This window comes from Rhodococcus sp. C26F (assembly GCF_053345925.1).
In genome coordinates this window covers 239,950-253,045 of sequence record NZ_JBKFBA010000004.1, presented here as the reverse complement: position 1 = coordinate 253,045, position 13,096 = coordinate 239,950, and the positions used below count along the sequence as shown (strand labels likewise).

Annotated in this window: 12 protein-coding genes and 1 pseudogene; 7 read left to right on the top strand and 6 right to left on the bottom strand. The window is 68.6% G+C overall.

The features are described 5' to 3' along the window. Nucleotides 1-15 precede the first annotated feature (15 nt). From ACLBYD_RS08100 to ACLBYD_RS08080, 5 genes are read right to left on the bottom strand one after another with little or no spacing between them, the layout of a single operon-like run. Nucleotides 16-765 carry an enoyl-CoA hydratase/isomerase family protein gene (locus ACLBYD_RS08100; RefSeq protein WP_447816008.1) on the bottom strand — a complete coding sequence of 250 codons (750 nt, stop codon included), beginning with the start codon at nucleotides 763-765 and terminating at the stop codon, nucleotides 16-18. Continuing rightward, complete coding sequence (locus tag ACLBYD_RS08095) at nucleotides 762-2,153, bottom strand: amidase (RefSeq protein ID WP_447816006.1); 1,392 nt, start codon at nucleotides 2,151-2,153, stop codon at nucleotides 762-764. Before ACLBYD_RS08095 ends, ACLBYD_RS08100 begins: the two co-directional genes overlap by 4 nt. Continuing rightward, nucleotides 2,146-2,907, bottom strand: a complete 762-nt coding sequence (locus tag ACLBYD_RS08090) for an SDR family NAD(P)-dependent oxidoreductase (RefSeq protein WP_447816005.1) — start codon at nucleotides 2,905-2,907, stop codon at nucleotides 2,146-2,148. Before ACLBYD_RS08090 ends, ACLBYD_RS08095 begins: the two co-directional genes overlap by 8 nt. 50 nt (nucleotides 2,908-2,957) lie before the next feature. Further along, the gene (locus tag ACLBYD_RS08085) at nucleotides 2,958-3,425 is read right to left on the bottom strand and encodes an alpha/beta fold hydrolase (protein ID WP_447816004.1); all 468 of its coding nucleotides are present in this window, start codon (nucleotides 3,423-3,425) and stop codon (nucleotides 2,958-2,960) included. Then, nucleotides 3,334-5,367: an alpha/beta fold hydrolase gene (locus ACLBYD_RS08080; RefSeq protein ID WP_447816003.1), complete on the bottom strand. Its 2,034-nt coding sequence runs from the start codon at nucleotides 5,365-5,367 to the stop codon at nucleotides 3,334-3,336. The genes ACLBYD_RS08085 and ACLBYD_RS08080 overlap by 92 nt, the downstream gene beginning before the upstream one ends. Before the next feature lie 176 nt (nucleotides 5,368-5,543). Between ACLBYD_RS08080 and ACLBYD_RS08075 the strand changes: the two genes are divergently transcribed. From ACLBYD_RS08075 to ACLBYD_RS08050, 6 genes are all read left to right on the top strand, one after another. Next, complete coding sequence (locus tag ACLBYD_RS08075; RefSeq protein ID WP_059383881.1) at nucleotides 5,544-6,161, top strand: TetR/AcrR family transcriptional regulator; 618 nt, start codon at nucleotides 5,544-5,546, stop codon at nucleotides 6,159-6,161. A 260-nt stretch (nucleotides 6,162-6,421) separates the two neighbouring features. Continuing rightward, nucleotides 6,422-6,937, top strand: a complete 516-nt coding sequence (locus ACLBYD_RS08070) for a dimethylamine monooxygenase subunit DmmA family protein (protein ID WP_447816001.1) — start codon at nucleotides 6,422-6,424, stop codon at nucleotides 6,935-6,937. Beyond that, entirely contained in the window at nucleotides 6,934-7,929 is a 996-nt protein-coding gene (locus tag ACLBYD_RS08065; RefSeq protein WP_447816000.1) for a PDR/VanB family oxidoreductase, read from the top strand. Before ACLBYD_RS08070 ends, ACLBYD_RS08065 begins: the two co-directional genes overlap by 4 nt. Beyond that, nucleotides 7,926-8,951: a heme-dependent oxidative N-demethylase family protein gene (locus ACLBYD_RS08060; RefSeq protein WP_447815999.1), complete on the top strand. Its 1,026-nt coding sequence runs from the start codon at nucleotides 7,926-7,928 to the stop codon at nucleotides 8,949-8,951. The genes ACLBYD_RS08065 and ACLBYD_RS08060 overlap by 4 nt, the downstream gene beginning before the upstream one ends. A 124-nt stretch (nucleotides 8,952-9,075) precedes the next feature. Continuing rightward, nucleotides 9,076-10,287 carry a winged helix DNA-binding domain-containing protein gene (locus ACLBYD_RS08055; protein WP_447815998.1) on the top strand — a complete coding sequence of 404 codons (1,212 nt, stop codon included), beginning with the start codon at nucleotides 9,076-9,078 and terminating at the stop codon, nucleotides 10,285-10,287. Nucleotides 10,288-10,296: 9 nt separating this feature from the next. Then, nucleotides 10,297-10,902 carry a GNAT family N-acetyltransferase gene (locus ACLBYD_RS08050; protein WP_447815997.1) on the top strand — a complete coding sequence of 202 codons (606 nt, stop codon included), beginning with the start codon at nucleotides 10,297-10,299 and terminating at the stop codon, nucleotides 10,900-10,902. Nucleotides 10,903-10,924: 22 nt separating this feature from the next. Here ACLBYD_RS08050 and thiD read toward each other — a convergent pair whose 3' ends face one another. Further along, nucleotides 10,925-11,716 carry a bifunctional hydroxymethylpyrimidine kinase/phosphomethylpyrimidine kinase gene (gene thiD / locus ACLBYD_RS08045; protein WP_271038189.1) on the bottom strand — a complete coding sequence of 264 codons (792 nt, stop codon included), beginning with the start codon at nucleotides 11,714-11,716 and terminating at the stop codon, nucleotides 10,925-10,927. A 125-nt stretch (nucleotides 11,717-11,841) separates the two neighbouring features. Here thiD and ACLBYD_RS08040 point away from each other — a divergent pair. Further along, nucleotides 11,842-13,096, top strand: a pseudogene (locus tag ACLBYD_RS08040) (S9 family peptidase); the annotation flags it as partial.

Below are 13,096 nucleotides of genomic sequence, written 5' to 3'. Positions count from 1 at the left end.
GGTGGAGAGTGGGGGTCAGGAGGCGGGGGTGCCGTGCCGCTCGGAGGCCGCAGCGACGGCGGCGTGCCGATCGGGGCTGTCCATCAATCGGATCCGGGTTCCTTGCCATTCGACGTCGTCGTAAGGACCCTCGTCGAGATGATGGAGCAGGGAGCGGGTCGCGGCGAGAGCATCCCGAGGGAGGCCGGCGAGCCGCTCTGCGAGTGCCAGTCCCTGTTCGCGGGGATCGCCGTCGGTCGTGTGGGTGACCAGTTCGCTGCGGAGTGCGTCGTCGGCGTCGAATCGTTCGGCAAGCACCAGCAACCGGGTGATCGTCGTGCGGGGGAGCACCGAGTGGATCCGGCGGATCGACGCCGGGTTGTAGAGCAGGCCGAGCTCGACCGCCGGGACCCGGAACCACGCCCTCGGCCCCGCGATCCGCACGTCGCACGAGGTCGCCAGCTCGACGCCGGCTCCCACACACGCTCCGTCCACGACCGCGATCACCGGCACCGCGCTGTTCCGGATCGCCGAGCATGCGTCTTCGAGATCCCGGTCGTAGTCCAGATCCGCGGACGTCCCGGTCAGGTCTGCGAAATCCGCACCGGCACAGAACACTCGGTCCGAACTCGTCAGCACCACTGCGCGGACGTCGTCCGGCAACTCGGTGAAGACCTGCCGGATCTCGGTCAACAGAGCGCGCGAGAGCGCGTTCCGTCGTTCCGTGCGGTCGAATACGACCTCGAGCACGGATCCGTGCCGCCGGCGGTCGAGCCCGGCGCTCACGGTACGGGCTCCGGTTCGCGGGATTCCACGTCGGCCCAGCGCTCGCGCACCGGCGCGTAGTCGAACGCGAGTGCGGCTTCCAAGGACTCGGCGAGGTTCAGCAGATCCGCGTCGCGTCCCTGCGCCGCCACGAGCTGGGCGCCGATCGGGAGACCGTCGTGGACGCCGGCCGGCAGCGAGATCGCCGGTGTGGCGGCCACATTGAACGGGGACGTGAACGGGAAGGCTCCCCACAGCCAGTCCACCTTCTCACCGTCGATGGTCTTCGGCCGCTGGTCGTGCGGGAACGCGACCGTTGCCACCGTCGGGGTGAGAATCGCATCGAAGCGATGGAGGAAGGTATCGATGCGCCGGCGGAAGTCGAGCAGTGCCTGGCGGGCCACGGCGACGTCCGCACTGCTCAACCGCATCGCGGCGCGCAGGCTCGCCTGCTCGTACGGGGTGAGCAACTCCGGCCGGTCGAGCAGGTGGGCCCGCTCACGGAGTTCGTCGTCGAGCACGAGGGGGCCGAAGATCTCGTTCCATCCCTGGATCGGGATGTCGGTCTCGACGACCTCGTGCCCGAGATCGGACAGGGTGGCCGCGACCGACTCCAGGGTGTGGACGATCGCCGGATCGACGGGCCGGCCGTCCGGGCGGGGACAGAAGGCGATCCGCCGGTTCGGCGCCGAGGCGCGGGCGAAGCTCGTCTCGGCGAGGACCTCGGTCATGATGCGGGCATCGTCCACCGACCAGGCGAGGGGACCGGCGGTGACGAAATCCGTCATCGCCCGGAAACCGCGCTCGTCGGCACACAGGCCGGTGGTGGGCTTGTATCCCACGAGGCCGCTGAAGGCCGCGGGGATCCGGATGGATCCGCCGCCGTCCGAACCGAGAGCGATCGTCGCGAGACCGGCGCCGACCGAGGCCGCCGCGCCGCCGCTCGAACCGCCCGGGGTCCGCGTCGGGTCCCAGGGGTTGCCGGTCTCGGGTCCGAGCAGGTTGTCGCTGGTGGCGGACTGGCAGAACTCGGGCACGCTCGTCTTGCCGGGCAGCACCGATCCTGCCGCGCGCAACCGCGCCACGGCACCGGAATCCGACCGGGCGACGCGCCCACGCTGGGTGAGCGACCCGAGTCCGGTCTCCGTGTCGGCCAGGTGGAAGGCGTCCTTGATGGACACCGGCACCCCGAGCAGGGGTGCACGCTCACCGCGGCGGTAGCGTTCGGCCGCCTCGGCGGCCTGCAACCGTGCCAGACCGGATGTGACGGTCACATATGCGCGCGCCTCCGGATCGAACCGGTCGATCCGGTCGAGGACCTGCTCGGTCACGTCGATCGGGTTCAGGTCGCCGCGCGCGTAGGCGTCGGTGAGCTCCCGGACGGTCAGGTGCAACGGGTTGTCAGCCATGCGGATGCACCCCACCACTGATGCCGTAGACCTCACCGGTGACGTAACCGGCGTCGGGTCCGACGAGGAACGAGACGAGACCGGCGACGTCCTCGGGGCGGCCGACACGGCCGACGAGGGAGCGGTTCTCCGCGTAGCCGGAGAAGAACTCGTCCGGGTAGATCTTGCGGAGGAAGTCGTTGTAGATCAGGCCCGGAGTGATGGCGTTGACGCGGATGCCGTGCTTACCGTTCTCGGCGGCGGCGACGCGGGTGAGCGCGAGGACGCCGGCCTTGGCGGCGGAGTAGGCGGCGCCGTGCTCGGTGCTGGTCTCGTAGGCGGCGATCGAGCTGATGTTGACGATGGCGCCGGAGTTGTTCTTCTGCATCACCGGAAGCGCGTAGCGCATCGTGTAGAAGGTGCCGTTGAGGTCGACGTCGAGGCAACGCTTCCAGGTCTCCGAGGACATCTCGGCGACCGGCTCGATCTTGCTCCAGCCCGCGTTGTTGACGAGGACGTCGAGACGGCCCTTCTTCGAGGCGATCTCGGACACGACGGCCTCGACCCGGGACTCGTCGGTGACATCGAGTACGTAGTGGTCGAACTCGCGTCCGTGCTCGGCGGCCAGCTTCTCCGCGAGCTCCTGGGTGCGGCGCTCGTGGATGTCGGTGACGACGACATCGAAACCGTCTGCAGCGAGGCGGATGGCGATCGCGGCGCCGATCCCGGCGCCCGCGGCAGCAGTGACGAGGGCGGTGGGGCGTTCTTGCATCATGGAGCCTTTCGGAAGAGCGCTGTTTCGGAAGTGTTCGGTCGCAGTGCTTCTCAGGGGAGAAGGCCGCGGAGGATCTCGATCGACCGTTCCGGCTGATCGACGAGCATCAGGTGCCCGGCGCCGGTGATCTCGTGATAGGTGGCGTGCTCGATCGCACCGAGGATGATGTCCGCGGCCTTCTTCGGGCAGAAGGTGTCGTGGTCGGCGCCGACGATCGCGACCTCGGTGTCGGGCGCGATGCGGGAGAGCTCGGGCGTCAGCGGCGCGTCGAGGAGTGCGGCCATCGCGGTGGATGCGTTGATGTAACCCTGCGCTGCACCGATCGCCTCGAGGCGGAAGTCCGTGACGGCGTCGAGGTCGGAGTCCGGGTTGTGCAGGGCGGCGGCGGTGTCGTCGCGGAGGGCGGAGCGCTGCGCCTCGCTGTCGTCACCGCGGAACAGCTCGATGCGACCGGCGTAGAAGCCGGCAGCACCGCGGCCGACGACGCTCGAGGTGCCCAGTGCGACGACCTTCGTCACGAGATCGGGGCGCTCGGNCGGCCGCGGCCGAGAGGACGACGGTGCCGCCGAGGGAGAAGCCGACGCAGATCGCGGGACCGGTGACCTCCTCGAGGAAGGCGATCAGATCGTCGCGCAGCTGGGCGAGCGTGCCCTCGGGCGAACCGACGGTGGTGCGTCCGTGCCCGCGGAGGTCGTAGGCATAGGTGGTGACCGGCAGGCCGGCCTCCTGAACGGCGCGCCAGCTGCGGTGATCCTCGGCGAGGCCGTGGATCAGCACGACCGCCGGGCCCTCACCGGCGCGGGTGTAGGTCACGTCGATGTCGCGGAGCATGACGGTCTGCGTCGTGAGCTCGACGGTGCTGCTGGTCATATCTTCTCCTGACGAGAGCAGTTCTCTGAGAACGTTCTTGCGGATCTTCCCGGCGGGGGTCTCCGGCATGGTGGGCAGGACGCGGATCGATTCCGGCCACAGCCGCCGGGGCACGTCGCGCTCCGCGAGCCATCCGACGAGTTCGTCGAGGGTCGGGGCGGTGCCGAGCGGCTGGATCACCGCGCAGATGCGTTCGCCGAGTCGTTCGTCGGGGCTGCCGACGACGGCCACGCGTGCGATCTGCGGGTGTCCGGAGATGGCGTTCTCGATCTCGACGGGGGAGATGTTCACGCCACCGCGGATGATGAGGTCCTTGAGGCGTCCGGTCAGGCGCAGATAGCCGTTGTCGTCGACGATGCCGGTGTCGCCGGTGCGGAACCAGCCGTCGGTCGTGAACGAGTCGCGGTAGAGCTGCTCCTGGCCGATGTATCCGAGGAAGAGCGACGGGGTGCGCATGACGATCTCGCCGTCGGTCCCGCGCGGTGCGAGCGTGCCGTCCTCACGGACGACCTCGAGGGTGACACCGGGCATCACATTGCCGCAGGTGTACGCGACGAGCTCGGTGGAGTCGTCGGGGAGGCTCGAGGTCGCTCCACCTTCGCTCATCGCCCAGATCGCCGCGATACGGGTGTCGGGCATCTGCTCCTGCGCCAGTTCGATGAGGCTCGGGGCGACGGGGGCACCGCCGCACAGGAAGATCCGCATCCCGGCCAGCTTCGGGGTGGTGGAATCCCATGCGGTGTCGACGATGTCCTTGAGGAAAGGAGTTGCGGCGACAGTGATCTCACAGCCGTGCTGTTCGACGAGTTCGAGGGCACGGCGCGGGTCCCAGGCGTCCTGGAGGATCAGTGCCGCACCGGTCATCAGCGACATCCGGGCGCCGTGCCAGAAACCCGTGCTGTGGCCGAGCGGAGAGGGCATGAAGATCGGACGCTCACCGGAGACCTCGTAGCGGTCGATGACCATCCGGTTGTAGGCACTAAGACTCGCCTCGGAATGCGCGATCGCCTTCGACTTCCCGGTGGTGCTCGACGAGAACAGTACGTGCACGAGATCGTCCGGGTAGGCGGGGATCGTCGCGTGCGGGCCGTCGAAGCTGCGCCAGGTGCGGGTTCCGTCCTGGCCGTCGACCAGGAGGATCTGCACCTCGCGTCCGAGTTCTGCTGCCAGGACCTCTGATTCGGCGACGAAGTCGCGGCCGCGGTGCGAGCGGGGGAGGACGACGGCCTTCGCGCCGACGAGATTCGCGGTGTAGGCGATGGATCGGGGATCGGTGGTCACCGGCAGGGTCCCGGCGACCATCTCGCCGCGGACCACTCCGAGATAGGCACCCATCCATTCGGTCCAGTTGGGCATGCAGACGATCACCATGTCGCCCCGGCCCAGACCGTGGGCGACGAGTTCGTGCTCGATGTCCGCGGCGAGCTCCCACAGTTCGGCGCGGGTCAGGGAGTGGCCCCGGTCGTCGCGGACGGCGAGGGCGTGGGGGTCGCTGTCGAGGTGCCCGAGGAACAGGTCGAGGGGAGTCCGGGCGCCGGCGACGTGGCCGGCCGGCGCTGCGGTGGCGAGTGTGGTTGCACGGGAATTCACAGGGACTCCGTTCGAGGGAAACGATGAAGAAGAAGGGCGCTGAGGGTCTGCGCGGTGTTGTTGAGACGATTCTGGGGGAGTAACGTGGCTCACGTCAAGAGAGTGACGTCGCTTTTTTGTTAACTCCGATGACGATCGTGTTGACCGGTTACGATTCCCGCAACGAAAGGAGGGACATGCCGCACCTACCGAACACCACCAAGGGGCGTCGCACCCGGACGAAACTGCTGGAAGCGGCCCGCGCGGTCTTCGCCCGCGACGGATACGTCGGTGCCACCATGAGTGGTGTGGCGACGGAAGCGGGAATGTCGCTCGGGGGGCTGTACAGGTACTTCGGCGACAAGGAGGATCTGTTCTCTGCGCTGATCGCCGACACGCACGACGACCTGTTCCGTGCCAGTGGCGCAACCGAGCACCGCATCGAGGACGATCCCTACCAGGCGCTGCTCGAAGCGAACACCGGTTATCTGACGCACTACTACGACAACCGCGACATCATGCGCACGCTGGTCGAGGCGGCGAACGTCGATCCGCAGTTCCGGCAGTTCTGGTGGCAGATGCGCAACCGGCACATCGACCGCTTCACCACCGTTCTGCGGGTCAAGTGCGGGATGGACGAGGTCGACGGCGTCGACATCAGGGGCATGGTCGAAGCCGTGGCGTGCATGGTGGAGCAGTCGGCCTATGTCTGGTACGCCCAGGAAGAGATGCAGGCCGTGCCCATGCCTCTCGAGCATGCCGCGCAGATCGTGACGCGGATCTGGCACTGCGCGTTCTTCGCTCCGGAGAGCTGACGAATTCCTCGTTCGGGCCGTGGACCTCGATGTCCGCGGCCCGAACGTCGTGCCCCGAGAGGAATCGGTTACACGCGTTAACCGAGTGGCAACCCATCGCTGTGTTTCTTCCCATTATCGTCTGTTTCACATCAGCGATCGGTATCAGCCACACCCGCCGTGTCCACGTCGGTCCTCCCGAGGAGTTCTCATGTCCGAGATCGACACCACTGCAACCGTTGTCCTGTCGTCTCGGGCTGCCGGAAGGCACAGGTGATCGCGTGAGCGTCTGTATGGGCACCACCAGCGTCCCGAGGTGGGACGAGGAACGACGCATCGCCGGCGGGGGTCGCTACGTGACGGTCCTGTCCTTCGGTGACACCGCCCTGGACCAGGCGCGCAGTCTCGTGTCGTCCTTCGGGGGTCGTCGTGTCGACTGGATCCGCCTGCCGGAGGAGTGGGATGACACCGCCGCACAGATCCTAAAGCGGCAGGCGAGCGCAGCTCGTGTGGGATGGCGCCTCGCGCTGGTCGGACCGGAAGCGGCGGTGCTCGCGGCACGATCGGCGGCCGTGGCCGCAGGACTCCTCGACGACGAGATCCTTCCCCTCCCCGTGGATTCGGCGGCGCGCACCGTCTACTGCGCGCACTGCCATTCGACGCACGTCGCCGACGTCGCGGTCGGACAGTCCAGCACCTGCCCGACCTGCGCCTCGGGACTCGTCGTCCACCATCATGTCTCCCGCCTGCACGCCGCCTATCTCGGCTTCGCGGCCGACGCGGAGGAACGCCGATGACGCTGACATCCGACGTCCCGGTGGGGAACTCGGCCGGCGGAACGGAACTGCAGTTGACGGTCGCGGAGACGATCGCGCTGACGCCCACCGTGCAACACGTCCGCCTCGTGGACCCTGCCGGCCACACGCTTCCCTCCTTCACGCCCGGTAGCCACGTCGTCGTCACCTGCGGCACCGGACCCGGCGGGCGACCGCGTCGCAACTCGTATTCCCTGACCGGTCCCGCTTTCGAACCCGACCACTACGCGATCTCGGTGCGGCTGGAGGAATCCGGTCGCGGCGGTTCGCAGTGGGTCCACGACCTCCAGGTCGGTGACCGAGTCCCGGTCGGCACACCGCGCAGCGCGTTCGCTCCCATCCTCACGGCCCGGCACCATCTGCTGGTCGCGGGTGGAATCGGGATCACGCCGATCCTGTCCCATGTCCGCGCGGCCGTGCAGTGGGGTCGATCGTTCGAGGTGCACTACGCCTTCCGCGACGGCGACGGTGCCCACCTCGACGAACTGCATGACCTGTGCGGACCGCGTCTGCACATCTACACGGCGCGCGAGGTCTTCCGGGAGCGGATGGGGCAGGCGCTGCTGGAGCAGCCCATCGGCACCCACCTCTACATGTGCGGACCGACCGGTCTCGTCGACGACCTCTGCGAACGTGCGCGTCGCACGGGGTGGCCCGACGCGCGTGTGCACCACGAGCGCTTCGGGGTCGGCGACCTCGACCCGGGAGAACCGTTCACCGCACATCTGACCCGCCTCGGCATCGACGTCGCCGTCGACTCGGGCGTCAGCCTGCTCGACGCACTCGAAGGACGCGGTGTCGCAGTGCCCAATCTGTGCAGGCAGGGCGTGTGCGGTGAGTGTCGGTTGCCCGTGACGAGCGGAGGGATCGATCACCGCGATCTGTATCTGAGTCAGGCAGAGAAGGAAGCGGGAGACTGCGTGATGCCGTGCGTCTCCCGCGCGAACGGCCCACGATTGGAGCTGGATCTGTGAGTACGACAATCGATCTCGCTGTCCGCGACGACGACCTCGGGCTTCCCGATCGGATCGCCCGCTTCCCGTTTCCGTTCACTCGTGACACCTATCGCTACAGCACCAACGTCGAACCCGCCGGGAGCCTCGTGGAGACCGCCGCGGGCGGATGGGGCCGGCATCCCGTCGACATCGACGGCCACTATCTCGACGACCTCACCGAACGAGAGCGCATCCTCGGCGCCGACCCCACCCGGTTCCAGTCCCTGCCACACATGGAGATCGCGCAGTGGGACGCGATGGTCACGCTCATGCGGAGGCTCGCCGACGCGTACCCGGAGACCTTCGCACTCGAACGCGATGGTGAGGCGCGACTGTTCGTCAACCGCGCGCTCGGCGTCGAACAGTCCTTCGTCTTCGGTGATCGGTCGACGCTGCCCGAACCACCGCTGCGGTTCATCGGCAGGCACCTCCAGGAGGATGTCGTCCTGCTCGACCAGCGCGAAGGTGCACTCTGGGGTGACGCCGGCCTGGTCACCTTCGCGGCCGACTGGTCGCTACGCTTCGACGTCGGCATGAGTTTCCGCCAGATCCACGGGCCGGTCCCGCGCGTCCACACCGAAGGAGTGATCCCGCGCGCCGAGCAGTTCCTCATGGGACTGCAGGCGGGACAGTGCTACCGACGCACGAACTGGTCGCTCAGCGTCGACCGGCGACTCGACCAGTCCACCGAGACCTATCCCGAATGGGGCCGCGACCGCCGATTGCTCGCCGAGGGGCCGCTCGAGGACGTCGGACGACGCCTGCACCTCCGCGTCGAGATCCAGCACCTCGTGCGTCTCGGCGTCTCCGGCGCGATCATGTTCCTCGTCCGCACGCACCTGCTGTCGTTCGAGGACATCGCCCGGGTGCCCGAGTGGTCCGAGCGTCTCCACTCGGTCCTCGACGAACTTCCCGACGACATGGCCGAGTACAAGGGAATTACGCGTACTCGCGGACCGGGTCTGCGTTGGCTGCGTACCTACGGCGGCGTCCGATCCTGAACGCAGAACGAGTGGGAGGTTGTGTGCGGAATTTCTGATGGACACGCACACAACCTCCCCGCAGTTGTCGATTCGGCTCGTCGGTAGTCCTCCTGCGTCGGACACCACCTCTACGATGTCGGCCATGGCCGCGCGCAGGATCGACGCAACCGAACGCCGAGCACGACTTGCCGCCAGGCACCGCCTGCACCCGAAGCACCGCGCGTCCGACGCGGTCGATGCCGCGGGGAGCCTGGTGTGCCTGCACGGCACCGACCCGGCGACCGTCTACCTGTCGGCGTGGGCGCGGGTGGGCGACTTCACTGTGGCCGACCTCGACAGGGCGCTCTACGACGACCGCGCCCTGGTCAAACACATGGCCATGCGGCGCACCGTCTTCGTCGTCCCGCGCGACACCCTCCCGGTGGTGCAGGCCGGGGCGAGCGCCCGGGTCGCCGCCGCACAGCGACGCACGGTCGTCAAGGACGTCGTGAAGGCCGGATTGCACGACGACGGCGAGAGCTGGCTCGACGAGGTGAGCCGCCACATCCTCGCCGCCCTGGCCGACGGGCGGGAGGCGACATCGAGCGAGCTCAAGGCCGAGATCCCGCTCCTCGACGGCGCGCTGGAGTTCGGTGCCGGCAAATCCTGGGGTGGGCCGGTCACCTTCGCGCCTCGCGTGCTCACGGTGCTCTCCGCCGAGGGGAAAGTGGTCCGGGCGTCGAACAAGGGGTCGTGGCGGGTCTCGCGCCCCACCTGGACGACCACCGAGTCGTGGCTGGGCTCGGCCATCGACCCCGTCGACGAGGCGACGGGTGTGCGTGAACTCGTGCGGATGTGGCTGCGCGCATTCGGTCCCGGCACCGAGGCGGATCTGAAGTGGTGGCTCGGCTCCACCCTCACCGCCGTCCGCGCGGCCCTCGCCGAACTCGACGTGGTGGAGGTCGATCTCGACGGCCGTCCCGGCTACCTGCTGCCCGACGACCTCGAACAGCAGGGCGAAGTCGAACCGTGGGGTGCGCTGTTGCCCGGCCTGGACCCCACGGTCATGGGGTGGACCGAACGCGAGTGGTATCTGGGGCCGTACAAGGAGGCGCTGTTCGACTCCAACGGCAACGCCGGTCCCACCGCCTGGTGGGACGGACGGATCGTCGGCACGTGGTGGCAGACCGACACGGGAGCGGTGAGCCTGCACCTGCTCGAGGACATCGGCGCCGAGGGCACCGCGGTGCTACGCGAGGAGGCCGCCCGCCTCGACGACTGGCTCGGTGGGGTGCGGGTGATGCCGCGGTTCCCCACGCCCCTCGCGAAGGAACTGGCGACGGAAGGCAGGTCGTCGGGCACGTCTTCGTCGTAGGCTGCCGACATGGCTGTCGAACCGAGAACCGCCACGCGCCGCGACATTCCGGTCTTCGCTCGGGTGATCGCCGAGGCGTTCTTCGACGATCCGGTCTTCACGTGGATGTTCCCGGACGAGAAGCACCGGATCCGCCGCATGACCCGATTCTTCGCCGCCGACGCCCGGCACCACATGGTGCCCTTGGGAGCCACCGACATCGCGGAGTCCGGCGGGACGGTCGGAGGCGCGGCGATGTGGGCGCCGCCCGGACGGTGGCGCACCGATGTGTGGACCTCGCTCCGCCTTCTGCCCGGCTTCTACGCGGCGCTCGGCAGATACATGAAGCGGGGAGGGCAGGTCAACGAAACCCTCGACGCGGCGCATCCGGACGAGCCGCACTGGTACCTGTCGACGATCGGCACCTCACCTGCCGCGCGGGGGACCGGCCTCGGCAAAACCCTGATGAAGGCCGGCCTCGACCGCGCCGACGCCGAACACGCTCCCGCCTACCTCGAGTCGAGCAAGGAATCGAACGTCCCCTACTACGAGCGGTTCGGGTTCGAGGTCACCCGCGCCATCATCATCCCCGGTGGCGGGCCGACCCTGTGGGGGATGTGGCGACAGCCGCGCTGACGGGATGCTTCCCGCTCTCGGATCAGGCGCCCTGCCAGACGGTGTCGAACGGGGTGTTGGCGGACACGCGACCCTTGATCCCGGTCGTCACGAAATCCTTCGCACGGGCCGCGGCGTCGGCGACGGACGCGCCCTTCGCGAGTTCGGCCGTGATCGCGGCGGCGAGGGTGCAGCCGGCGCCGGAGACACGCTCGTTGCCGACCTTCGGTGCCGTCAGCAGGGTGACGTCGGATCCGTCGAACAACACGTCCACGGCGTCCTCGCCGTCGAGTTCGACGCCGCCCTTCGCGACGACGTACTTCGGGCCGAGGTCGTGGATGCGACGCGCCGCCTCGATGAGCTGGTCGACCGAGGTGATCTCGTCCATCCCGGACAGCGTGCGTGCCTCGAACAGGTTCGGGGTGACGACCGTGGCGTGGGGGAGCACCTGCGCGCGCAGGGCGTTGTCGGTGTCGAGGGCCGCGCCGGCCTCCTGGCCCTTGCAGATCAGGACCGGGTCGAGCACGACGTGCCGCCAGTCCTGCTTCTCGAGACCCTCGGCGACGACGTCGATCGTCGCGGGCGTACCCAGCATGCCGATCTTCACCACGTCGAGATTGTGGGCGGCGGTGGCGGCCTCGATCTGCTCGGCGATCACGTCGGCCGGGACGGGGAAGAAGCGGTGGCCCCAGTTGTTCTTCGGGTCGAACGAGACGATGCACGTCGTGGTGCCCACCCCGTACACACCGAGCTGCTGGAACGTCTTGAGGTCGACCTGCAGACCGGCGCCACCGGTCGCTTCCGAGCCGGCGATGACGTATGCGAGGTCGACCATGTGAGTGCTCCGTTCGGACTGGGTGACGGCGTTGCCACGGGATGTACCCGCCGAACGACCAGGTTACAGACGAACTCGGTGCCACCTTGCGGACCGCCCACCGCCACTCCCGATATCGTCCAGGCATGACGGCCTTCCACGAGCTCGACGACTACCTGGCGCTTCCCCGCGTCACCTCCCTCACGATGTCCCCGGACGGGAATCGCCTGGTGATCACGCAGTCGACGCTCGACGACAAGGCCACCTCGTATACCGAGGCCCTGTGGGAGGTGGATCCCGAAGGCAACGCCCCGGCGCGACGCCTCACCCACGGCACCACGGGTGAATCGAACCCGACCTTCATCGCGTCCGGCGACCTGCTGTTCACCGCCGCCCGTGGCAAGGACGATTTGCCGGTGTCGCTGTGGCGACTGCCCGCGGCGGGCGGCGAGGCCGAGCAGGTCGGATCCCGCAAGGGTGGATTCGCATCGGTGCACGCGGCATCCGAGGCCGACCGGATCGTACTCGTCGCGTCCGTCCTCGGCCACAGCGAGTCCGACGACGAACGGATCCGGGACGCTCGCAAGGACGGAGCCGTGACCGCGGTGCTGCACACGGGCTATCCGGTGCGCTACTGGGACCACGATCTCGGACCCGACCAGCCGCACCTGCTCGTCCCGGACAAGAGCGGCGACGGGTTCACCGACCTCACGCCCGGGATCCGAGGGTCGCTGCGTGATGGCTCCGTCGACATCGCTGCCGACGGTTCGTTCGCCGCCGCGACCTGGGTGGTCCCCGGTCCGCTCGCCTCGCGCCGCGTCACGCTCGTGCGGGTCGATCTCGGCACCGGCCTGCGCACCCCGCTCGTCGACGACGAGACCGGCGACGTGACGCACCCGTCGATCTCGCGCGACGGGACCAAGCTCGCCTACCTGCACGAATCGATGAGCGACGCGGAGAACCCGCCGCAGATCACCGTCCGGGTCCTGGACATCGCGAGCGGAACCACGACCATCGAGGCCCCTGAATGGGACAGACGTTCCACTTCCGTCACCTGGCTGCCCGACGGTTCCGGTCTCGTGCTCACCGCCGACGATCACGGCCGCGCGCCGGTCTTCGTGCAGAGACTCGGGTCCGCGCAGCCCGACCGCCTGACCGCGGACGACGCCGCCTACACGGACGTCTGCCTCGCACCCGACGGCAGCACGGCGTACGCGCTGCGCGCCTCCTACGAAGCGCCGCCGCACCCCGTGCGCATCGACATCACCGGACCCGACGCCGGCACCGTCACGCCGCTACGTGCTCCCGCTGCGCTCCCGGAACTGCCGGGACGCCTCGAGGAACTGACCGCCGAGGCCGCCGACGGCACGCCGGTGCGGGCGTGGTTCGCGCTTCCGCACA

Bases quoted from the DNA above. Each gene is read 5' to 3' on its own strand.
- ACLBYD_RS08095 (WP_447816006.1), bottom strand. From the start codon at position 2,153: ATGGCTGACAACCCGTTGCACCTGACCGTCCGGGAGCTCACCGACGCC.
- ACLBYD_RS08090 (WP_447816005.1), bottom strand. From the start codon at position 2,907: ATGATGCAAGAACGCCCCACCGCCCTCGTCACTGCTGCCGCGGGCGCC.
- ACLBYD_RS08075 (WP_059383881.1), top strand. From the start codon at position 5,544: ATGCCGCACCTACCGAACACCACCAAGGGGCGTCGCACCCGGACGAAA.
- ACLBYD_RS08065 (WP_447816000.1), top strand. From the start codon at position 6,934: ATGACGCTGACATCCGACGTCCCGGTGGGGAACTCGGCCGGCGGAACG.
- ACLBYD_RS08055 (WP_447815998.1), top strand. From the start codon at position 9,076: ATGGCCGCGCGCAGGATCGACGCAACCGAACGCCGAGCACGACTTGCC.
- ACLBYD_RS08050 (WP_447815997.1), top strand. From the start codon at position 10,297: ATGGCTGTCGAACCGAGAACCGCCACGCGCCGCGACATTCCGGTCTTC.
- thiD (WP_271038189.1), bottom strand. From the start codon at position 11,716: ATGGTCGACCTCGCATACGTCATCGCCGGCTCGGAAGCGACCGGTGGC.